The 22,187-nt window shown below is 63.3% G+C and carries 17 protein-coding genes and 1 pseudogene; 11 read left to right on the top strand and 7 right to left on the bottom strand.

Translation table 11 applies throughout. The features are described 5' to 3' along the window. Positions 1-28: 28 nt before the first annotated feature. From BUS42_RS30415 to malQ, 4 genes are read left to right on the top strand one after another with little or no spacing between them, the layout of a single operon-like run. A complete protein-coding gene (locus BUS42_RS30415; protein ID WP_074313341.1) occupies positions 29-817 on the top strand; it encodes an alpha/beta fold hydrolase in 789 nt (262 codons plus the stop codon). Then, positions 814-1,155, top strand: coding sequence for a hypothetical protein (locus BUS42_RS30410; RefSeq protein ID WP_254053893.1), 342 nt, complete (start codon positions 814-816; stop codon positions 1,153-1,155). Before BUS42_RS30415 ends, BUS42_RS30410 begins: the two co-directional genes overlap by 4 nt. After that, positions 1,152-2,459, top strand: a complete 1,308-nt coding sequence (locus tag BUS42_RS30405) for a MauE/DoxX family redox-associated membrane protein (RefSeq protein ID WP_254053892.1) — start codon at positions 1,152-1,154, stop codon at positions 2,457-2,459. The genes BUS42_RS30410 and BUS42_RS30405 overlap by 4 nt, the downstream gene beginning before the upstream one ends. Beyond that, on the top strand, positions 2,372-4,051 hold the full coding sequence (malQ, locus tag BUS42_RS30400) for a 4-alpha-glucanotransferase (RefSeq protein WP_256386228.1): 1,680 nt from the start codon (positions 2,372-2,374) through the stop codon (positions 4,049-4,051). Before BUS42_RS30405 ends, malQ begins: the two co-directional genes overlap by 88 nt. A 175-nt stretch (positions 4,052-4,226) precedes the next feature. Here malQ and BUS42_RS30395 read toward each other — a convergent pair whose 3' ends face one another. Next, positions 4,227-4,661, bottom strand: a complete 435-nt coding sequence (locus tag BUS42_RS30395; RefSeq protein WP_074313337.1) for a CBS domain-containing protein — start codon at positions 4,659-4,661, stop codon at positions 4,227-4,229. Positions 4,662-4,966: 305 nt separating this feature from the next. On the opposite strand from BUS42_RS30395, the gene BUS42_RS30385 reads away from it, so the two are divergent. The 3 genes from BUS42_RS30385 to BUS42_RS30375 all read left to right on the top strand — a co-directional run bounded on the left by BUS42_RS30385 (position 4,967) and on the right by BUS42_RS30375 (position 7,704). Then, on the top strand, positions 4,967-6,433 hold the full coding sequence (locus tag BUS42_RS30385) for an ArnT family glycosyltransferase (RefSeq protein WP_074313333.1): 1,467 nt from the start codon (positions 4,967-4,969) through the stop codon (positions 6,431-6,433). Continuing rightward, a complete protein-coding gene (gene panB, locus BUS42_RS30380; protein ID WP_074313331.1) occupies positions 6,420-7,220 on the top strand; it encodes a 3-methyl-2-oxobutanoate hydroxymethyltransferase in 801 nt (266 codons plus the stop codon). The genes BUS42_RS30385 and panB overlap by 14 nt, the downstream gene beginning before the upstream one ends. 121 nt (positions 7,221-7,341) lie before the next feature. Continuing rightward, positions 7,342-7,704, top strand: a complete 363-nt coding sequence (locus tag BUS42_RS30375; RefSeq protein ID WP_074315501.1) for a 4a-hydroxytetrahydrobiopterin dehydratase — start codon at positions 7,342-7,344, stop codon at positions 7,702-7,704. Positions 7,705-8,250: 546 nt separating this feature from the next. On the opposite strand, the gene BUS42_RS30370 is transcribed toward BUS42_RS30375, so the two are convergent. The 3 genes from BUS42_RS30370 to BUS42_RS30360 form a co-directional block, all read right to left on the bottom strand. Next, positions 8,251-9,198, bottom strand: a complete 948-nt coding sequence (locus BUS42_RS30370; RefSeq protein ID WP_074313329.1) for a DUF1570 domain-containing protein — start codon at positions 9,196-9,198, stop codon at positions 8,251-8,253. 64 nt (positions 9,199-9,262) lie between these two features. Next, positions 9,263-11,041 carry a lipopolysaccharide kinase InaA family protein gene (locus BUS42_RS30365; RefSeq protein WP_074313318.1) on the bottom strand — a complete coding sequence of 593 codons (1,779 nt, stop codon included), beginning with the start codon at positions 11,039-11,041 and terminating at the stop codon, positions 9,263-9,265. 48 nt (positions 11,042-11,089) lie between these two features. After that, positions 11,090-12,211: a glycosyltransferase family protein gene (locus BUS42_RS30360; RefSeq protein WP_074313316.1), complete on the bottom strand. Its 1,122-nt coding sequence runs from the start codon at positions 12,209-12,211 to the stop codon at positions 11,090-11,092. 250 nt (positions 12,212-12,461) lie between these two features. Between BUS42_RS30360 and BUS42_RS30355 the strand changes: the two are divergent. From BUS42_RS30355 to BUS42_RS30345, 4 genes and pseudogenes are all read left to right on the top strand, one after another. Beyond that, positions 12,462-14,410, top strand: a pseudogene (locus BUS42_RS30355) (ABC transporter ATP-binding protein); the annotation flags it as partial. 15 nt (positions 14,411-14,425) lie between these two features. Next, the gene (locus BUS42_RS45565; RefSeq protein WP_254053890.1) at positions 14,426-14,701 is read left to right on the top strand and encodes a hypothetical protein; all 276 of its coding nucleotides are present in this window, start codon (positions 14,426-14,428) and stop codon (positions 14,699-14,701) included. Between the two features lie 555 nt (positions 14,702-15,256). Then, positions 15,257-16,924 carry a DUF1553 domain-containing protein gene (locus BUS42_RS30350; RefSeq protein ID WP_074313314.1) on the top strand — a complete coding sequence of 556 codons (1,668 nt, stop codon included), beginning with the start codon at positions 15,257-15,259 and terminating at the stop codon, positions 16,922-16,924. A 90-nt stretch (positions 16,925-17,014) separates the two neighbouring features. Further along, positions 17,015-18,304 carry a DUF1501 domain-containing protein gene (locus BUS42_RS30345; RefSeq protein ID WP_074313312.1) on the top strand — a complete coding sequence of 430 codons (1,290 nt, stop codon included), beginning with the start codon at positions 17,015-17,017 and terminating at the stop codon, positions 18,302-18,304. A 213-nt stretch (positions 18,305-18,517) separates the two neighbouring features. Here the strand turns inward: BUS42_RS30345 and BUS42_RS30340 are convergent, their stop codons facing one another. The 3 genes from BUS42_RS30340 to BUS42_RS30330 form a co-directional block, all read right to left on the bottom strand. Beyond that, positions 18,518-20,140: a permease gene (locus BUS42_RS30340; protein WP_074313310.1), complete on the bottom strand. Its 1,623-nt coding sequence runs from the start codon at positions 20,138-20,140 to the stop codon at positions 18,518-18,520. Continuing rightward, positions 20,137-20,997, bottom strand: a complete 861-nt coding sequence (locus BUS42_RS30335) for a hypothetical protein (RefSeq protein ID WP_074313308.1) — start codon at positions 20,995-20,997, stop codon at positions 20,137-20,139. Before BUS42_RS30335 ends, BUS42_RS30340 begins: the two co-directional genes overlap by 4 nt. A gap of 223 nt (positions 20,998-21,220) precedes the next feature. Beyond that, a complete protein-coding gene (locus BUS42_RS30330) occupies positions 21,221-22,153 on the bottom strand; it encodes an AAA family ATPase (protein WP_410001729.1) in 933 nt (310 codons plus the stop codon). Between the last annotated feature and the right edge of the window lie 34 nt (positions 22,154-22,187).

Raw genomic sequence — 22,187 nt, 5'->3', positions numbered from 1 at the left:
AACCAGGAATGAAGGGGAGGACGCGACAATGCCCGAGATCCTTGCGAACGGGGTGCACCTGTTTTACGAGGAGGCGGGGCAGGGGGAACCGCTGGTCTTCCTCAGTGGGCTGGGGGGCGATCACCGATCGTTCAGTGTGACGATCAAACACTTCGGCGCCAGGTTTCGAACCATCGCACTCGATGCGCGCGACGCCGGCCGGAGTGATCGGGCGACGGCAGGGTATACGACGGCCGATCTGGCGGACGATGTCGCCGGGTTCTTCGAGGCGATCGGTCTCCCCTCCGCGCATGTCGTCGGGCACTCGCTCGGTGGGGCGGTGGCGCAGGAGTTGGCGATCCGGCACCCGGAGAAGGTCCGGCACCTCGTGCTGGCGTCGACTCACGCGGGCACAGACGCCTGGCGAAGAGCAGTGATCGACTCGTGGGTCTTCCTGCGTCGGCGCAGCGAGCCGGCGGAGTTCACCCGGGCGACCCTCCCCTGGCTCGTGGCCCCTGCTTTTTACCGGAACGCGCCCCAAGTGGAAGGGCTCGTCCGATTTTCCGAGCGAAACGTCTGGCCGCAAGATGCGGAGGCGTTCGCGCGCCAGGCCCATGCCGCGGCGGTCCATGAAGCGAAGGAACAGGTGCAGGCCATCCGCAGCCCGACCCTCGTCCTCGCCGGCGCACTCGACCTGGTGAACCCGGTGCGAGTCGCGGAGGAGTTGGCCAGCCTGATCCAAGGTTCGCGGCTCGTCGTCTTGCCCAACGTGGGGCATATTCCTCATATTGAAGATGGGGCGGCGTTCCGGAACGCGATCGGGGAGTTTCTCCCTTGATTCGGTTCGCAACGCTTCGCCTCGCTCTCTTGCGTTCCCAGGTGGGCTGGACTACGCTCGGCCTGGAGAGGTCCCGGTCGATTGCCAACGGATTCAGGGGTTCACTGACGATGGCCACGGAAGAGGAGATCAAGCGGGCTTTCAAGGCGTTCAAGAAACGGCTCAAGCTCGCCAGGCTTGACGACGCGTCGGGCTTGGGGATCGGCAGCAAGGCGTCGAGAATCGGGGGCATCACGCCCCCTGGCGGACATCCTCCGGAAGTCTGGGACGCGCTCGTCGCTCAGGGGAAGCTGAAGCGTGAAGGGGGCGGTATCCTCGCACTGGCCCAGGAACTTTGAGGTGGATCGACCGATTCACCAACGCGGCGAGTGACGTCGACAGGATCCGGGACCGGCTACGGGGCGCGCTTGGCCTCGCCACGCTCGTCATCCTGGTCCTCTCCTGGCCCCTCTGGATCGATCGAGGCGTCTTCCCACGCGTCCCGTTCGTCGCGGGGCTTCCCGCTCTCACCGGCGCGATCGGGTTCGTCGCGTTCGCCGCACTCCTGGCCGCCGTCGCACTCGCGACGGCGGGGGTCGCCTGGAGGGCCTCGCTCACGCTCGGACTGGGAATCCTCCTGGTGCTGATCCTTGAGGATCAGCACCGGTTCCAGCCTTGGGCTTATCAGTTCTTGATGATCGGATTACTCCTGGTTTGCCTCACCCCGGCGCGTGCGTTGACGTATTGCCGTTGGTGGTTCGCAGCGCTCTATTTCTACTCGGGGTTCTCGAAACTCGACGTCTCCTTCTGCAATGAGTTGGGCAACCTGTTCCTGGTCACGGCCGTCAGGCCGTTCGGCCTTGACCCCGCCCAGTGGCCGGCCGCTGGGAGGATCGCGGCGATCCTGGCGATGCCGCTCTGGGAGATCGGCGTGGCGGTCGCCTTGCTCGTTCCCAGGACGCGGCGGATCGGGCTGGCCGCCGCGCTCGTACTCCATACGGCCTTGCTCGGGATCCTCGGGCCTTGGGGGCTTCGCCACAGCACGATCGTCCTGGTCTGGAACGGGGCGATGATGGTCGAAATCGCGATCCTGTTCGGGATGAGTTTTCCGATGACACCGGAAGCGAGCGCGGGGAGCCAAAGCGAGAAATGGCTCGGGCTCCCGGCACGCGTTTTGTTCTGGGTTGCGGTGATCCTGCCGCTGGGGGAGCGCGACGGGTGGCTCGACGCCTGGCCCGGACACGCGCTCTATGCCAGCCACGTCGAGCGTACCGACATCTTCTTGCACGAGGCCCAGTGGGACGAGTTGACGCCCGACCTCAAGGCTCATCTCCAACCGCCCGGGCCGGACGACTGGCGAAGGTTTGACCTGACCGCCTGGAGCCGTGAGGCGCGGGGGGTTCCGGTCTATCCGCAAGGGCGGGCGTGCAACGGCTTGGCCGAAGCGATCGCGGCGCGTTATGGTGGTCGGCTCCTGATCAAGGTGATCCAGTGGGGCCCCGCCGATCGTTGGACGGGCCGGCGGAGCCGGATCGAGTGCCTCGGGTTGAAGGCCATCCAACGCCAGGGGAACGGATACCGACTGAATTCTCATCCGACCGGAACAATCGCACGGAGGCCGGTGCGTCTCGGCCTCGAGCCGACCCGACCGATAGCACCGTAGAGGAACGCCTTTCTATGCGGCTCCCGAGAGCTAGCGGAGTTTTACTCCATCCGACCTCGCTGCCTGGCCGTTACGGAATCGGCGATCTCGGTCCGGAGGCGCACGCATTCGTCCGCTTCCTCGCCGACAGTGGTCAGCGCTGGTGGCAGATCCTCCCCCTGGGTCCCACCGGCTTTGGCAACTCGCCCTACCAATCGTACTCGTCGCACGCGGGCAACCCGTTGCTCATCAACCCCGACCTGCTGGTCGAAGAGGGCTGGCTCGAGGCCGCCGATCTCGGCGATTATCCCGCCCTGCCCGAAGCTCACATCGACTTCGACGCCGTGGCGGACGCCAAGGATCGGCTGCTCCGTCGCGCGTTCCGCCACTTTTCGCCACATCATCCGGAATTCGCGTCGTTCCTGCACGAAAACGCCGACTGGCTCGGCGACTACGCCCTCTTCATGGCTCTGAAGGAGGCGAACGGCGGGACCGCCTGGTATGAGTGGGAGCCCGACCTCGTCAGACGCGAGCCGAGCGCGATCGAGCGGTGGCGCGGTGAACTCAAGCGGTCGATCCTCTTCTACAAGTTCGTGCAATTCGCGTTCGCGCGGCAATGGAACGCCCTGCGTGCCGCATGCGCGGCGCACCACATCCACCTGATTGGCGACCTGCCGATCTTCGTCGCCCAAGACAGCGCCGACGTCTGGGCGCGCCCCGACCTGTTCCAACTCGACGCCACCGGCCGACCGCTGTTCGTTGCCGGCGTTCCCCCCGATTATTTCAGCGAGACGGGCCAACTCTGGGGTAACCCGCTCTATCGCTGGGAGGCGCATGCCAGCGAGCGGTTTGCCTGGTGGATCTCCCGCTTGAAGTCGGTTCTCGACCGCGTCGACCTCGTTCGTCTCGACCACTTTCGCGGCTTCGAGGCCTACTGGGAGGTGCCCGCCGATTCCGAGACGGCCGCGACCGGGCGCTGGGCGTTAGGGCCGGGGATCGCGTTCCTCGAGGCGCTCCGCGACGGGCTCCAAGGGCTCCCCTTGATCGCCGAAGACCTCGGGGAAATCACTGCAGAAGTCGAGGTCCTGCGCGACCGCTTCAACCTGCCCGGAATGCGCGTCCTCCAGTTCGCCTTCGGCGGCGATCCCGGCACCGAACTCCACCTGCCGCATCGCTACGTCAACCACTGCGTCGCCTATACCGGGACCCACGACAACGAGACCTCGGTCGGCTGGTTTCACACGTCGCACATCGAAACGACCCAGACGCCCGAGCAGATCGCGGCCGAGCGGGCCTTCGCGCTACGCTACCTCGGCACCAACGGCTCGGAAATTCACTGGGACCTGATCCGGATCGCGCTCGCCTCGGTGGCCGATACGGTCATCATTCCCTTGCAAGATATCCTGGGACTCGACAGCTCGGGACGAATGAACACTCCTGGCATTGCCAAGGGGAACTGGGCGTGGCGGTTCCAGTCGGGCCAACTTGACCCGAGGGTTCGCGCTCGGCTCGCCGATATGACGGCCGTCTACAGCCGCTGGAACGGCCCGCTCCCTCCGGATTTCGGCCCGCCCCACCGACAGCTCGTCGAAGAGCCATTGCTTGGGCGGTGATCAACCCCGGAGCGGGTTGCGGGTTGATCTTTGGCTGAGCGGACGGTCGCGACGATCTGAACTTCGCTCCGAGCGTCGTTGGGAACCGGAAAGGCAGGGAAAAATTGGATACCACGGGTTCCCAGCTCGGAACCCGTGACACCAAACGTCTGCTCATCTACCAACAGCAAACCGATCACATCGATCCGTGGATGTACGACATCAGATGTTGGTTCTCGGATTGCACCGTGTCGTAGAGGACCTTGATCACGTCGCCGACGGAAACGATGCCGACGAGCTTCGCGCCGCTGAGGACCGGCACTTTGGCGATGCGACGCTCGCTCATTTGGCCCATGACATCATTCACGTTGGCGTCGAGTTCGCAGGTCACAGGGTCTCGCGTCATGAACTCCGCGACGTGCTTGCCGCAAATCTTCTCGCCGTGGTTGTGGATACCGCGAAGCAGGTCGCGTTCGGAGATGATCCCGATGAGGTGGTCTTCCGCGTCGACGATCGGCAAGGAGCCGATATTGTTCTGAACCATCCGCGCAATAGCTTCGGTCACGGTCGCCTCGGGTTGAATCGAGATGATCTGACCGCCCTTGGACTTCAGGACGTCACGGACTTGCATGTCACGTCTCCCGAGTCAGATACGATCGCGCGGCGTCGCGATTCATCCACGCGCGAAACCACGCTCACGAAACAAATGGAATGGAAAAGAAAAAACAGAGATGGCGAACGTCTTGATCCTGCCATTTCCCTGCCGGCGAAGCAAAACTATTCTGGAGGTTTTTGAGGACGAGCCGTTCCGTGGCGGCCTCACCTCACTTGGCCGCTTGACCGGCCGATCCGGGGGGCGATACGATGCGCGACCGTCACCCTTGTTGGTGAACGGGCAGGGGGATGGTGGCGAAACGGTCAAGGAGGTCAGCCCCTTTGTGGTTCTCGCGTGAATCGCTCGCGGTGGTCGGGGTCCTGCTGCTGACCGTCGGCATCCGCGCGATCAAGCTCGACCAACCGATCGTCGAGAACTACGTGGGGCGGCAGATTCCGACCGCCATGGTGGCTCGAAACCTGGCGCGGGGATCTGGGTTCTTGCGTCCCCAACTCGACACAGCGCCCTTGCCAAACCTCTTCCTCGTCGAGCCTCCGCTCTATGCGCTCGCGGCGGCCAGCCTTCAACGACGGACCGGCCTCCCTCTGGAGGCGTCCGGGCGGCTGGTCTCGGCGCTCGCGATTGCGCTGGGCGGTTGGGGGCTTCATGGCCTGGCGAAGCGTCGCCTCGGTGGTCGGCCGGCCCTGTTGGCGTTGGCGGCCTTCGTCATCTTTCCGGTCACGGTGCGCTACGGGCGCTCGTTTCAACCGGACGCGCTGATGATCGGCCTGCTCGTCGCCGGGATGCGTTGTTGGGACGATTATGAAGCGGGGGGCCGTCTGTTCTGGCTCGGCCTTGGCGTCGTTCTGATCGCGACCGGGCTGGCGATCAAGATCGTCGCGGCCTCGATTCTGATCCCACTCGTCACGGTGATCCTCCGTCCGCGCTGGTCTTGGAAAATCGCCCTCGTGGTCTCGTTGATGGTGCCGGCGTTGCTCTGGTACTGGCATGCGGCCTCGTTGCTCTCGGCCGGAGCCGGTTCTCGGGCCTCGGCCGATAATGGGGCGATCTGGCTTCGAGTCCTCATCCCAACGGCCCTGTTCCGGCCCGAGACGGCGGTTCACGTCGCCCGGTTTCTCCTCCGGTCGTTCACGCCCTTCGGCCTGGCTCTGGCGCTTCTGGGACTGCGGCCTCCGCGTGCCGGCGACCGGCTCTGGACGGTCTGGGGGGCATCGACCCTGGCCGCCCTGGCGGCGCTCGCCGGCAAGCTTCACCACGAGTACTACTGGCTGATGTTCGCGCCCGTCATGGCCGTCGGCGTCGGAAAAGGACTCGACCATTTGATCGTTCGACGGCGTGCGTTCGGGGAAATCGCCGGCGCGGGGCTGCTGGGGCTGGCCCTGATTCAGTCCTGGTCGACCTGGAAGACACCGGTCGAGTGGTCCTCGTTGGCCGAGGCCGCCCGCGCCATCCAGGCGAACGTGCCCCAAGCGGCCTGGGTGGCCGCGCCCGAGGCCTTGCTCTTCGCGAGCGATCGCCGGGGATGCCGGATGGAGTTCACCGCCTCGGCCGCGAAACGGGCCGCCGGCGAGTGGGGAGATGTGCTCGATTCGGAGGGACCGTTGGCCCTCGTGGAGTTCTATCGGATCCAAGGCGCCCGCTACGTCGCCGACGTTTCGACGGACGACCCGAACCGCTTGGCCTTGCACGAGGCGATCCGACGGCGATACAAAGTCCTAGTGGACCGGCCGGGCATCTTGCTCGCGGTCTTAATCGATCCTCAGGATGAGTTGGATGGCACCCGCTGAATCTCCCGTCACACCCCCCGACTTCGCGCGCTGGAAACAGCAAGGGCGCAAGATCAGCGTACTGACGGCGTACGACTATACGACCGCACTCCTGCTCGACCAGGCGGAGGTCGACTGCTTACTGGTAGGTGACACGCTCGGCATGGTGGTGCAAGGGCACACCACGACCTTGCGAGTCACGCTCGACCAGATGATCTACCATGTCGAGATGGTCGCCCGCGCCGCGAAGCGCGCGTTGGTCGTGGCGGACATGCCCTTCCTGAGCTACCAGTCGTCTCCTGAGCAGGCGATCCTCTCCGCGGGGCGATTCCTCAAGGAGACCGAGTGTCGGGCCGTCAAGCTCGAGGGGGGTCGCCGATCCGCCGCGACGATCCGCGCGTTGGTCGAGGCCGACATCCCGATCGTGGGCCATGTCGGGCTCACGCCCCAATCGATCCGCCGACTCGGCGGCTTCAAAGTGCAGCGGAACGCCGACGAGATCCTCGCCGACGCCCATGCCGTCGAGGACGCCGGAGCGTTTGCCCTGGTCCTCGAGTGCGTCCCGAGCGACGTGGCCGCCCGGGTCACGGCGGAGCTCTCGATCCCAACCATCGGGATCGGCGCCGGGGCCGGCTGCGATGGCCAGGTCCTCGTCACGCCCGATTTACTCGGCCTCTTCGAGGGGTTTCGCCCCCGGTTCGTGCGCCGCTACGCCGAGCTCGGCGATGAAATTCGCAAGGCGGCGGCCCAATACGTCGCCGACGTCGGTTCAGGAGCTTTCCCCAACGCCCAGGAAAGTTTCCAGTAATCGAATCGAGCCGCGTGCGCTCTGCGAACCACTCCGGCACGTGGTGTGCCTATAATATTATTCTGATCGGTCGAGTCGAATGGATCGCACCACGGTGTCGACAATTCCGGAGCACCATCCCATGAGCACGCTCACGGCCGACGAATTGGTTCGCAAAACCTGCAGCCCTTGCGAAGGGGGCATTCCACCGGTTCCCGTCGACGAGGCCAAAGCCTACCTGACTCACCTTGAGGGTTGGGAACTCGCAGCCGACGGGACACGGATCAAACACACCTGGACGGCCAAGAATTTCATGGCCGCCATCGACTTTTTCAACAAGGTGGCCGAACTGGCCGAACTGGACGGACATCACCCCGACCTTCACCTCGAAGGCTATCGCAACGTCACGATCGTGCTTTGGACCCACGCGATCGGCGGCCTCTCCGAGAATGACTTCATCCTGGCCGCCAAGATCAACCAGATCCCCATCAAGGTCAAGAAATGACCCGTCCGGCGGCCAGGAAGGCCCCCGGACCAATCGCTTACAGCGGTTTACCATGATTGCATACGAGCCAAAGGATTCGAAGCAAGCGGCGTTGGCACCATCCCGCCGTGACCTTCCCAACCGGCCCTGACAAGTTCACGTGTCGCTCGTTTTCAGCCCCAACGGGGCGGCCCATGGAAGCCCAGGGCAACGACCTGGGGACTCGGCCACCAAGGCTCCCAGCCCTGTAGGGGCGGCCTAACGGGTCACCCCAACCAGACCGATCACCCCAGGTCCATCGCCCAGTTTAGGCCGCCCTTACAGGGCTATCGAATACAAACATATTAATTTCCCGGGGCGTTACCCCGGGCTTCCTTGGGCCGCCCCGTTGGGGCTAAATGCGCGCAACGCATTAGCAAACCGCTGTGGGTTAGTTTATCAACAAGCTGCGCACGTTCCCGACGATGCTCGCCCCAACGGAGCAGCCCGGGACAATACCCCGAACCCTGACAGGGCGACCCTAATCCGGGAGAAGCCGGTGATCCCCGACGCCATTGGCGGGACCGCCTAGAAGCCGAAGAACGCACGCATCCGGGTGAAAACACTGCGCCGTTGAGGGGCCGCGGTGCGTGTGGGCTCGAGCGTGTTGTCCTGGAGGCGGACCGTTGTCGCGTCCGACGTGGGCTGAACCGCCACGGGCAAGTCGCGGATCCGCTCGAGGTAGGCGAGCAAGACTCGAGCGCCGTTGCCGTCTTCATCGCGCAGGCGGACGGACAATTTGGCGGCCTTCGGATCCGACCGAAGGTCAGCCAGGTAGGAAAGCAAAACCGTCTTGCCCGTGTTGGGACCATTCAGCAAGTAGTGGACCCAGGCCCACGACTCGCGGTAGTCGCGTGGCGTCATCTGGCGCACACTGGTCAAGGTTTCCAGCCGGGCCATGTCCGGTTTCCAGCCGGCCGCCATGTCCTTGGGAAGGCGGCCGAGATGTTCTTTGTTCAGACCGCGTTGGCTGTCCGCCCCCTCGAAGTACTCGGCCAAACCCTCGTCGAGCCAGAGGGGCAGGTCGCCGTACGCCACATTCAAAAGCGCGTGAGTGGCTTCGTGACGGAGGTCTTCCTCAAGACGTTCGCCCATGAACGTGAAGACGACCCGTTGAGTCCCCTGGGCGAGGAAAAACGCGCGGCGAGGGGGAAGCTCAGGATAATAGAATTTGAGGAAATGACTAAAACTCTGGCGATCGTTGAGAATGTAGACTTCGACCGGCGGCTCGTCGGCGTTGACCCTCACCCCCAGGTTGGCCTCGACGTCATTCTCCAGCGAGTGGAGACTGCGGATCGCCGAGGAGTCGGCCGCGATCGGGAAGTTGGAGAAGACGGCATACGGCCCGGTTCGGGTGCGGTATTGGGTGGGAACCAGTGACTGAGACTGCTCGCCCATCGTCGCGCAGCCGACGATGCCCAGGCTGACCAAAAGTGCAAGGATCAGATACATCCAGACGGGCTGTCTCTCCTGCATCGTGGTTGCCTCTGCGCTCGGGTGGGTCAGTCTATTGGAGTTGAATTCGTTACGTGAGCTTACGTTACGACAAGGCGCGGCCGCGCCGCTTGTTCTGCTCGATCTTGGTCTGGCTGGCGAGTGCAATCGCACGCCAGAAGCCCTTCCAATCGTTATGCGGCGTCAGGCCCCAGGGCAGGTAGGCGCGAAGGAACTGCAACGCATCCGTGCGGGTGCGGTCCTTCACATCAGCCAAGCTCAGATAGAGGCGAGCCAAATTCTGGATCTGCCGGTGCTTCGGCAACGGATGAAGCAGGCGCACTCCGACCAGGTCGATCACGCTCAACTCGATCTCGGGAGCCGACGGGTCGCCCAGAATTAAGAGGTTCGACGCTTTGAGGTCGCGATCGGAGAGCGATCGTTCATGCATCTTGCGGAGCAAGCTCGCCAGCGCCAGCGTCAAGCGGCGGATCTGGGTCCGACGCTCGGCAGGCTCGAGAGTCGGCAAGACCTTATGAACGTAGTCACTCAGGGTGATCGAACGTTCTTCCTTGATCGTGACCAGATACGTCTCGTGGGGCAGATACCACGAGCCCGGATCGCGAAGGAACGGTCGCAGCCGGGCGATGAACGCCAGGTTGCGCGGGGTCGGAATCGCGCGGCTCACCAGGTGCTGACCCGCCTGCCACGACTGCCAGGCGCGCGAAGGACGGAACCAGGTCAAATAGGGATCGATCCACGCCCTTTTGTTGAATCGTTTGTAGATCACCCGGGTGGGGCGGCCCTGAACCAGGAGCGTCGTTTCCGCGACGGTGGTGGTCCGCGACTGCTTGAGGATCACCGTGCCGCGATCGGAGAAGGGAGCGTCGGGGTCTTCAAGCAGCGCCTTGACGATGTCCGGATCGAGGTCGCGTGACGCGATCGACCAGGCATTGTGACCCCGATAGCTGGCGAAGTACTTATTGCTCCCCTGACAGCGCTTGCCCCAACGTCGCCAGAGCCGTTCGGCCCAGGCGCGGGTCGCACTCTCAATCGAGCGCGCGAAGGCGCCCGGGTCGGGGGGCGTGATGTTCCGATCGCGCAGGTAAGTCTTGAAGAATCGATACCGGTCGGATCGGCCGCAGCGCAGCCAGAAGTAGTGATTCAAGAGCGCCAGGTTGACCTGGGCCTCCGGCCAGGACAGGGGATGACAGACCCGCAAGGCATCGAGGTCGATCATCGCGAGTCGGGGCTGGTCGTCATCGTCCTCCATCCGCACCAGGATGTTTCCCGGGTGGAAGTCCTGATGGACGAAGCCGGCGTCATGCAACCGGGCCGTGAGCGTCCCGAGCGCGGCCGCGAGGTTCCGACGGATCCGCGCCTGCCGATGCGCGGGCTCTTGAGGGAGCCGGCGTTCGACGAACTCGTCGAGCGGGAGCGTCTCGGGGATCGCATGCGTGATCAAGTAGTTTTCGAAGAGGATGAACCGCTTGCGCTGCTCGCCGAGTGCAATCGGCGTGATTGTGGTCACACCGATCGCTGCGAGATAGCGGGTGCGCCGCCCTTCGTTGCGTCCCTTGCCGCGCCGGACCCACTGGCGCAGCTTCGCCCTCAGGCCGGGGACCAGGAAGTGCTTGACGTAGACGGCCCCCTCGGGCAGCTCCGCGCGATAGACGACCCGATGCGGTCCCGTCTTGACGACCGTGAGCTGGCCATTGCGCCGCCACTCTTCGAGGCGCAAACCACGAGGGCCGAGCAACGCCTGCTTCCAGTCGGCGCGGACCCACCAACCGACGTCATCCGCCTGGGCCCAATCCCATTCTGGCGGTTCGAAGAGACGCTCCGAGGGAGGCGTCTTCGGAATTTTCCGGAACAGCCAACTCATCCAGTCGCCCTGTCGTGGCCCATCGTTGCGTTGTAAGAGTGCATACTCTCAGCGCCCGATTCTTTCGGAATCAAAGGATTTCCGGGACGGCCCCCGATGAGGCCGAGACTCACGCTCCGCTTGGGCCCGACGACCTGCCGTACTTGCCGATCGTGTCGAGTTGGTCGAACCCGACTCGGCGATCGCGGCGACGAACGTCTCGGCCCAAGCCCCAACCGAGTAGCCCGATTCGACCGAGGAGCGCGCCCCCACTCCCATCCGACTGCGTAGGCCCGGATCGTTTCTCAACCGCTTCGCGGCTTCCACCCACTCATCGTCGGTCGCCGCGAGCAAGCCGGTGACTCCGGGCACCACCATCTCGTTGTGGACCCCGACCGGATTGGCGATCACGGGGAGACCGGCCGCCTGGTACTGAAGTGTCTTCAGACCGCACTTGCCCCGGCTCCAGAGATCGTCGGGAATCCAGGTCACTCCGACGTCGCCCGCCGCCAGCTCAGCGGTCTCGGTCGCCGCGTTCCAGGGAACCTCGACCACCGGAATCGCCGCGAACGTCGGGAACCGGTCACAGATCACCCGGAGCCGAATTCCGGGCACCTCGCGCCCGAGCCGCTCCCAGAGGGGTCGCTGTTGCTCGAGGCCTTGGAGCGTGCTCGACGAGCCGATCCAGACCAGGTCGAGCCGAGTCGCGTCCCGGTTTGCGTCCGAGCCGCGAGGCCGGTATTGTTCGGTCGCCACGCAGGTGGGGATCACCCGCACGCGCTCGGGACGGGCCCCGGCCCTCAATGCACAGTCGGCCAGGAAGTCGTTCCCGGCGATGACCGTGTCGGCGAATTGCACGGTGCGGGCGAATCGAACCACACGCTTCCGACAATGCGGACCGCGCGGATCGTAGGAATCGCGATAGAGGACCGCGTCGTCAAAGTCGAAGACAAGATGCCGCGCACGCTTGCGGAGCGCGCTGAGCTGCCAGCCGGGCAGGAGTCTCCGCTGGAGGAGGACGGTGTCGAATTCCGCGGCTTGCGCGAATTGAAACCAGCGTCGGAAGGCACCACGTGCCAAGGCACGCAACGTGAGCGACCATCCCGCCTCGGCGAGCGCGGGCTCGAAGGCTCGAAGGCGATAGCGACAGCAGACGTGTTCTGGTGCATCGACCAGAGCGAGTGCCTTCATCCCCGTCCTCCCTGACGGTTAACCGGCCGTCCGGTGAGTGGAGGGACGTCCGCGCCTGGAATCCTAACCCCAATTCGCGATCTTTCCTAGACCGATTCTTTGAGATGGTGGCCGAAGAGTTGAAGTCGCATTGCCAAGCCATCCGACAGATGGTAAATGATCCCGTCGCCCAACGCCTTGGCCCGCTTCACCGTGGGTCGGGGATGGCATGGAGGCTATTGGGTAACCCCGTCTTCGGCGATTCTCGACCATGAAGAATTTTGCCCGCCTCGTGCGATTCGCCTGGCCATATCGGGTCCGGTTCGGGCTATCCCTAGCCTGCGCCGTGATGGTGGCTCTGTTGTGGAGCGCCAACATCAGCGCGGTCTATCCCCTTCTGAAGATTCTCTTTTATAGTGAGAATTGCCAGAAATGGATTGCCGAGCGAATCGTCACGCAACAAACCGAGGTCCGTGCCCTCGACGCGCGTCTCGAAGAGATCAAGCTGATCCAGGGAATGGCCGACCCAACCGGGGTCGCCATGAAGGATCACTTCGTGAACGTCAACAAGGACTTCGAGCGCAAACGCGAGAGCGTCCAGGAGTTGGAACGCGCCTTCAACGACGGGATCGCGTTGAAGGGCAAACCGGGTCCCGGGAACCGAGACCAGGTCATTCTCCAATCCCGCCAGGCGGAACAGCATGTTGCGGGCGCTCGACTCGACGAGTTGAAGCGATTCGCCGAGCTGCAACCGTTGGAGCCGGATGCGAATCCCCTGGAGGGCCGCCGGGCCTCGTTGCTCAGCGAGCGTTCCAAAACCTCGTGGTGGCTCAATTCCTATCGCTGGGCTCAGCCGAAGATCGACCGCTACCTTCCCGCCAAGGGGTTCCAGACCCTGGTCTTGCTGATGGTCATGGTCATCACGGGGGTCGCCATCAAGGGCCTCTTCCTGTTCCTTCAGGAAGTGCTCGTGGCCGACGTGATGCAGTTGACCCTCTTCGACATTCGCAACCATTTCTTCCGCCGGACCCTGGCGCTCGACCTCTCGAATTTTAGTGATCAGGGGTCGTCGGAATTGATCGCGCGGTTCACCAACGACATGGATTCGCTGGCGCAAGGGCTCAACACCCTGCTCAGCAAGGTGATCCGCGAACCCCTGCGGGCGATCAGTTGCCTGTCGATCGCGCTCTGGTTGAACTGGCGGCTCACCTGTCTGGCGCTGGTGCTCGTGCCCGTCTCGGCGATGACCGCCAACCGCGCCGGTCAGATCATGAAACGGGCCGTGCGGCGCTCCCTGGAGAGCATGTCCAATATCTACAAGATCTTGCAGGAGACGTTCCAGGGAATCGTCGTCGTGAAGGCGTTCACGATGGAGCGTCGCGAACGGCGCCGCTTCTTCCTCGAGACCAAGAGCCTGTACAAGAAGAGCGTCAAGGTCGCCACCATCGACGCACTCTCCGACCCGGTGCTCGAGATGCTCGCGTTGTCGACGGTCTCGATCGCGCTGCTCGCCGGCTCTTATCTCGTCTTGAACGGCACGATCTTCCTCGACCTCGGCCTCTTCAAGCTTCAACTCGCCTCGCATCGGATGGCGATCGAAGACCTGCTCTATCTGTACGCGACGCTCGCGGGGATCTCGGACCCGGTTCGGAAGATGGCCAACGTGCACTCGCGGATCCAGCGTGCGGCGGCCGCGGCCGACCGAATTTGCTCGCTGATGGACCGCCAACCCCAGGTCGCCGACAAGCCCAAGGCCGCGCGGCTCCCGCGGCACTACAAGACCATCGAATTCGATCAGGTCGAATTCAGCTACAACGGTCGCGACCCGATCTTGCGAGGGATCAACCTCTCCGTGAGGCATGGTGAGACGGTGGCCCTGGTCGGTCCCAACGGTTGTGGCAAATCGACCATGATGAGCCTCCTCACGAGGTTCTGGGACGTGGAATCCGGTGCAATCCGGATCGACGGCCACGACTTACGCGACGTCCAGATGCGGAGCCTCCGCAGCCAGATCGGCATGGTCATCCAGGAGACGATCCTCTTCGAGGACACCATCGCCAACAACATCGCCTACGGCAACCGGCACGCCAACCGCGACGCGGTCATCGCCGCGGCGAAACGATCCTATGCTCACCAGTTCATTAGCGCCATGCCCGACGGCTACGACACGGTGATCGGCGAGCGCGGCCTCGGGCTCTCGGGGGTCAGCGCCAGCGGATCGCCCTGGCTCGGGCGATGCTCCTCGATCCGGCGATCCTGATTCTCGACGAAGCGACCAGCGCCGTGGATATTCAGGACGAGGCCTTGATCCGCAAGGCGATCGAAGAATTCTCGCGGAACCGGACGACCTTCCTGATCACCCACAGCCTCGGCTCACTGCAATTCGCGGATCGAATCGTCCTCATCAACGCCGGTCGCATCGAGTCGGTCGGCACGGATAGCGAACTGCGAAGATCGTCCCCACTCTATCGCCGGCTCCACGAGATCCACTTCCAACGCGAGAGCGCCTGAGCGGTCGTCTACCCACCCATCGAGGGATGACCGCATCGATCCTTGGACCGGGGCGGTGACGAGTCTTCATGGGTGCGTGTAGGACTCACAGAACGCCTCTTCGAGTAGGCTCTCGCTTGCCATCCCTTCGGGATGGTCGCTGGCGAGAGCCTACCCGTTGCGACGGCACACCTTTCCCAGAGCCCCGAACGAAGGGGGGACTGACGAACCGTACCCGACCGGGTTGAGACCGGTTCGCCACCGCCTCAAACGCCTGAATCCCTCCCTCTTTTCGTACCGATCTCCCCTCTCCACCAGCAGTTCCACCAATTCCAAAAAAAGGGTGTCACACCTGACGTTCTACGGCGTACAATTGCAGCGCCGGCCTGTGCTTGCCCTGATGGATGCAGTCGCCTATGTGGTCAATCACACAGAAAATCATTGACGGACTGAAGAATGCCTTTGACCGGTTGGGTTTCCTTGGCGTAATCTGAATTTCAGACACGTCACTATCCGACGCACCAGGGCCGGATTCCGGGACATCGTACGCATTGCCTTTTTTTGAGGAGTGGGCCGATGAGCGTGGGTCCAGTCTGGAAGTCGCCAAGCCGGCGCGTGGTGTTCCTGGCCGTACTGGCGGGCTTGGCCTGGTATGGGGCGATGGCCAGGGCGGATGAGAAGGACGCGGGCGATGACGCCGCGGACACGAAGTTCGTCGCCACCAAGTCGGGCGTGGCCAAGCCGGTCTTCCTCGACAAGATGATCCGCGAGGCCTGGGACGAGGCCTCGATCAAGCCTTCGAAAGAGTGTACCGACGAGGAGTATCTCCGCCGGTCCTATCTCGACGTACTCGGCCGGATTCCCAACGCGGACGAGGCTGCGTCCTTCCTCCGTTCCAAGGAGAAGGGGAAGCGGGCGAAGCTGGTCGAATACCTGCTCAAGCACGAAGATTTCGCCAAGAACTTCGCCAACCAATGGACGGTCATCCTGACCGGCCGACGACGACTGGATCAGATGGTGCTCCGTGGGGAGTTGAACAGCTGGCTCCGCCAGCAGATCAACGCCGACCGGCCCTGGAACGATATCGCGTTCGACCTGATCACGGCCAAAGGGTCCAATAAAGAGAACGGGGCGGTGAACTTCCCGATCTCCCACCTGGAGATGGAAGCGGTCCCCCTGACCTCGGTGACGACCCGCGTCTTCCTCGGCCAACAGATCCAATGCACCCAGTGCCACGACCACCCGTCGAACGACTGGAAACAGGCGGATTTCTGGGGAATCAACGCGTTCTTCAAAGGCCTGAAATCGCGTGTGGTTCGCAAACCGGACGCCAGCGGCGCCGAGGTGATCGACCACATCGAGCTCACCGACGAACCGACCGACGCCTTTGCCAGCTTCGATAAGCGGAACGGCCTGATGGGCGTGGCGTTCCCTCGGTTCCTCGACGGTCGTAAGATCAGCCAGGCGACGGACGTCGATCGCCGCGTCGAGCTCGGCAAGTTCATCGCCGACCCCAAGAACGAATATTTCTCCCAGGCGTTCGTGAACCGGATGTGGGGCCACTTCCTCGGGCGTGGGTTCGTCAACCCGGTCGACGACTTCGGTGCTCATAACCCCGCGAGCCATCCCGAGTTGCTCGAGGCCCTGGGCAAAGACTTCGCCGCCAGCGGGTTCGACATCAAGACGCTGGTCCGCTGGATCATGAACAGCCAGGCGTACCAGTTGTCGAGCATGATGACCAAGGGGAACGAGAAGGATGAAACCCTCTTCAGCCACATGGCGCTGAAGCCGATGGTTCCCGAGCAGCTCTTCGACTCGTTGCTCACGGCCACCAACGCCCACAAGACCGAAGGCGCAGCCAACCTCGACCGCCAGCGCGACCAGTGGTTGGAGCAATTCGTCTTCGCCTTCGGCAACGACGAAGGTGAGGAAGGAACATCCTTCAACGGGACGATCCCTCAAGCCTTGATGATGATGAACGGCAACCTGATGGCACGCGCCGTCGGTGGGAAACCGGGAAGCTTTCTCGACGATCTGAAGGTCCGGGCGGTCGCTCAGCGCAAGATGGCACCGCCCATCTACATGGTCAACAACCTCTTCCTCTCGGCCCTGAGTCGCTATCCCACCCGGTCTGAGCTGACGGCGGCCAGCGGGGTACTGACCTCGAACCCCGATACGGTCTACGTTCTCGAAGACCTGTTCTGGGCCTTGCTGAACTCCAACGAATTCATCCTGAACCATTGAAGCCGGTCCGCATGCAAGAACGGTGACGAGGCCTTTCGCCTCGTCACCCCGAGTTCGCCTCGATTGAGGCGCAAGGGGGGTTTTCGACCGATGTCAGACCACCTGATTGTTCCCAGCGGGATGTCCCGCCGCCATTTCATGGGCCATTTGGCGACCAGCGCAATGGCCGTCCCGGCGGCCCATCTCATCGGCGCTCTCGAAGCGAATGCCGCCGCCCCGGGGCGTTCCAAGCCCAAGAGCTGCATCCTGCTGTGGATGGCCGGTGGCCCGAGCCACATGGACACCTGGAATTTGAAGCCGGACAGCGAGAAGAACGGCGGCCCCTTCAAGCCGATCGCGACCTCGGCCAACGGAATCTCGATTTGCGAGCACCTGCCGAACGTCGCCAAGCAGATGAAGCACCTCAGCGTCATCCGCTCGCTCAACTCGAAGGAAGGCAACCACGACCGCGGCACGTACATGATGCACACCGGGTACACCCCCAACCCGACCGTCGTGCATCCGAGCTTCGGAACATCGTTCGCCTACGAACTTGGCAACCGGCACGAAGGGCTCGCGCTTCCCCACGCGATCTCGATCAACGGACCGGGCGTGGGCGCGGGCTTCCTCGGCATGGCCTACTCCCCGTTCGTCGTCCAGAACCCCAACGGCAAGGTGGCCAACCTCGAGCCGCCGGCCGGGGTCGACGAGGCGCGGATGTTCCGTCGGCTCAGCATGATGAAACTGGTCGAAAACAACTTCATCTCCCAACGCCGGGGCCAGGGGAGCACCGACCACGACGCCGTCTACAACAAGACGGTCCGGATGATGAACGACCGCAAGACCAAGGCCTCGCTCAGCCTCGATAGCGAACCCAAAGAGGTCCGCGATCTCTACGGCCGTGGCTCATTCGGCTCCGGTTGCTTGATGGCCCGCAAGCTCGTCGAAATGGGCGTCACGTTCGTCGAGGTGAGCCTCGGCGGCTGGGATACCCACGCGGGCGCCTTCGATACCCTGTCGAACCGTCTCCTGCCCGAGCTTGATAAGGGCATGAGTGCGCTGGTCGCCGACCTCGACCAGCGCGGCCTGCTCGACGATACGGTCATCGCCTGGATGGGCGACTTCGGCCGGACCCCGCGGATCAACCAAGACGCGGGCCGCGACCACTGGCCGCGAAGCTGGTCGATGGTCCTCGGCGGTGGCGGCATCCGTGGCGGACAAGCCATCGGCGACACCGACAAGGACGGCGTCGACATCGTCGACAAGCCGGTCGCCCCGATGGATGTCATCGCCACGATGACCCAAGCCATGGGTCTCGACCTGGGCACCCAGTGGACCACCCCGCGCGGTCGTCCGATCAAGCTGGTGGATGCCGGAACGCCCATCAAAGAACTGATCTGATCGAATCTGGCCTGATTGAACTTTCAGGTCGGTATGCGTTTTTGATTCAAACTCAATGAAGCAGCCCCTCCTCGGCATCATGGCCGGGCGAGGGGCTGCTTCATTGGGTCAACCGGAAACCGTTCGCTCGCCCTCAAGGCCGATCCGGCATTTTCCGGTGCGCGATCCCAACCGTTTGCACACATGATCAATATTTGCAAGCATGACCATCGATTAGCTGACCGCCCCGAATGCCTGGCGGCATTCCTTTTGGGCTCGATCAAGATGACCAAGTAGCGTGCGCGCTTCCTCGAGACGCCCCTCATCCAGGAATCCTCGAAGGGCGGCGACGGCCTCGCGGAGTTCGTCAAGCTTGACTTGAACCGGGCCTCCGATCGATCCCTGCCGAAGCCGCAGACTTGGCCCCAGCTTCTGAATCAGGTCGTTCCAGCGATCGATCCAGACGAGGGCCTCGTCCGCTTTGCCCAACCGGACGGCGTACTGGACTTCCGTATGAACAAGCACCATTTCATCGAGGAGGACCGGCGGTGCCGGGTAGTAGGTGAGGACCAATGCGATCAACGCCGGAATTGCCGCGACCAGTCCGAGTGCGGTCGTGAGGCGGGGGGAGAGCGAACGATCCCAGGCTCGCGTTCCCGACGCGTGCCGGGGCAACTCCAGGCAGGCGTTCCACTGCATCAGCACCGACCGAATCCGAGGTCGGCGAGCGATGAGTCCGGCCGTTGAAAGCAGCGTGAGAAGAAGTAGCGCCGGAAGGGTAAACGCCTGGCCCTGTGTTGCGATTCCCCATGCCATCGGCACTGCCAAGGACAATTCCAACCCACCGAAGTTGGGACGTTCAACCTCATCAAATGCGTGGGTGTGAAACATGGTCTGGCCCGCCGGTTCCCTCACCGGTCGATCAAACCCCCAACCGATGAGGCATGGCAACAGAATGCCGATACCGATCACGGCCGCCATCGACCAGGGCTTCAGCCTCAGTCCACGATGCAGCCAGTTGAGGATGGCCAGGTTGAAACCGGCACCGGACGCGAGCAACATGAATGCGGTTTGGTGCGTGTACCCGTCACGGACCAGGATCCCTGCTTGGCGCATCGCTCCCAACGGAGTTTCACTCGCGAGTGCTCCCATGGCCGCGGTGACAAGGTTCCCCGCGGGTCGAGGGGGCGAGGCCGCCTGTTGAAGCCAACCGGAACGCAAGAACGCCCCGAGCAGACCAGCGCCCGCGGCTGCGAGCGCGAGATCACGGAGTGACGAACCGGAGCAATCCGTAGCCATGCTCGAGACAACCCTGGCAAGTCGCGCGAAGGGGGTGCCGGGAAGTCCTTCGAAGTCCGAGATCGTCTCAACCGGCGAGCGGTTACTGGTCAGGCGATTGATCAGGAGTCCAGCCAGAAGAGACCAGGCGAACACGGCGACAACGCATGCCGCCATCGGGCGAGGACTCATCAAGGATAGTCCGAGAACGAGTGAGAGGGGATCGAGAACCGACGCCGAGATCAGGAACGCGAGGGTCGTGCCGCGGGGAATTCCCATGGCCAAGAGGCGACGTGCGACGGGGAGCGAGCCCAGCGCGCCAAGGGGCAGGAGAAACCCAAAGATCGAGGCGCAGACCACGCTCCCGAGCGACCGTGACCCGAACCGGTGCCGGATGACCTCGGCGCCGACGATACCCCGAAGCAATCCTGCGAGAACCACGCCGGACAAGAGATAGGGGGCACCGTTGAGCACGGCCTGGATGAACCGGACGGCAGCTCCCGCGATCGTTCGCACGGGATTCAGGTCGAGTACCACCGTGGAATCGCCATGGGCCCAGAGTAAGAGGATGTCGATCATTTCGGACCTTCCTCGGGAGCCACGTAAGTCTCCGGCTCGCGAATCGACTCGGGATCGTCCTTGGCGCGACGGATGAACTCATCGACGCAGGGAGGACAGCAAAAGAGATAGGTTTTCCCGCCAACGATCCAGGAGCAATCCGGGCTGGCCCGCGTGTCCGTGATCGGGCAAACTCGCGAGCCCGGGGCTGGGTTCGGGTCGTGAGAGGCATGGAAACCCGCGAACTTCGTCGAGGCGGTCCTCCGGCCGTTGGCCTGCACGTCAGCCTCGGTGTATTTGCCGCCAGGCGTCAAATACAGCGTTCGCTCCTCCTCATCGGCCACCTTTTCCGGCATCGTCGCCGAGGATTCCGGCTCGGGAGTCTCGAACCCGAAGCGGAGCCGACGACCATCGATCCGGAGACTCGGGACGACGACCACCAAGGGCCGCCCCGCCAGGCCGTCGGGGAACTGGCCGACAAAGGCGGACGTCTTGCTAGGTAGGTCCCCCGGCTGAGGTTCGGGTTTCAATTCGAATGGGCGGGAGTTCAAATCCCCCAGCGCCCGCACATAGGCGGTGATGGTCTGGAGCTCGACTTCCTGCACCCGGGACTCGTTCTCGCCAAGCATCAGGAGGCGGATCCCACCTCGGTCTGTCAGGATCGCCTCGACATGGAAGTGAGCGCCGTCGAGAGGCACGATCAGGCCGCCATGCGTTCCTGGCTTATGCTCATGTCCGCTGGCCGTAGTCTGAGGAGGAGTCGAAGGGGTAATCCTCGGGCGATTGCTCGCCGACGTCGATTCGTGGCAGCCGCTACAAATGAAAAGCAAAAGGAGGTTGAGCAGGCCGTTCCCTCTGAGCTCATTGAGGCATCGCATCGCGTGGATTCTCCATACTCGATCGGTCGGAATGTGACTCTGAAGCGAGAAGGCCGTCCGACGAGCTTGGACGGCACGTGCCGCCGAACCTGCGTCTCTTCCACCTGACCTGGGCGATCATGACGCAGGTCACCCCGGCCACGACAAGCTCAACCAACGGCAACAAAACACATCCACATACCCCAACTTACTTTGCTTAAAATTGATTTAGTGCGCAGCGATTTTATCGGAGGACGGGAACCGGAACGGAAGCGAGGATCTCTCCCAACACCCGATTCATTGCCTCGGGTTCCACTCCGAGGCGAACCTCAAGGACCGGAGTGGCCATATCTTGGACATCATCGGGCGTGACGAAATCGCGTTCCTGGAGCAAGGCACGGGCCTGGGCCAGCCGCTGCCAGGTCAAAAGTCCGCGCGGACTCAGACCGAGAATGACCTGGCGGTGCGCGCGAGTGGCATGGGCCAGTTCGACGAGATACTCACGCACCAACGGGCCGACGGTGACCTGGGCGACGCGCTCTTGCAGGGCATGGAGTTCTCCCGGTTCAATCTTCGGGCCGCTCTCCACCGCCAAGTCGCGTGTGAATCCGACGGCCGCGGCGAGCATGTCCCGTTCGTCTTCCTTTTCGGGGTAGCCGATTCGGAGTTTCATCGCAAACCGGTCGAGCTGCGCTTCGGGGAGGGGATACGTGCCATGCTGCTCGACCGGATTCTGGGTCGCGATCACGAAAAATGTTGGCGACAGGACATGACGCACATTGTCGATCGTCACCTGTTGCTCGGCCATGGATTCTAAAAGAGCGCTCTGAGTCCTGGGGGTCGCTCGATTGATTTCATCAGCCAGCAGGACGTCGGCGAAAACGGGACCGGGGAGAAACTCGAACTCACGGGTTCGCTGGTCGAAGATCCGAAAGCCGGTGATGTCCCCCGGCAACAGGTCGGGGGTGCATTGGACCCGAGCGAACTTGCCACCGACGGCGTGCGCCAGCGCCTTGGCCAGAGTCGTCTTGCCGAGCCCGGGAAGGTCCTCGACGAGAAGATGGCCTCGCGCCAGCAGGCAGGCCAAGACGTACTCGTTGACGACCGCTTTGCCCCGGAGGGCCGCATTCAGGGCGGAGCGGATCCCTTCGATCAGGCACTGCTCGCTCTCTACCATCAGGCTCGAATCAGGGGTCACGAGATCATCTGCC

It is taken from the genome of Singulisphaera sp. GP187 (assembly GCF_900129635.1).
Classification (GTDB): Bacteria; Planctomycetota; Planctomycetia; order Isosphaerales; family Isosphaeraceae; genus Singulisphaera.
This window is presented reverse-complemented; position numbering and strand designations above follow the sequence as displayed.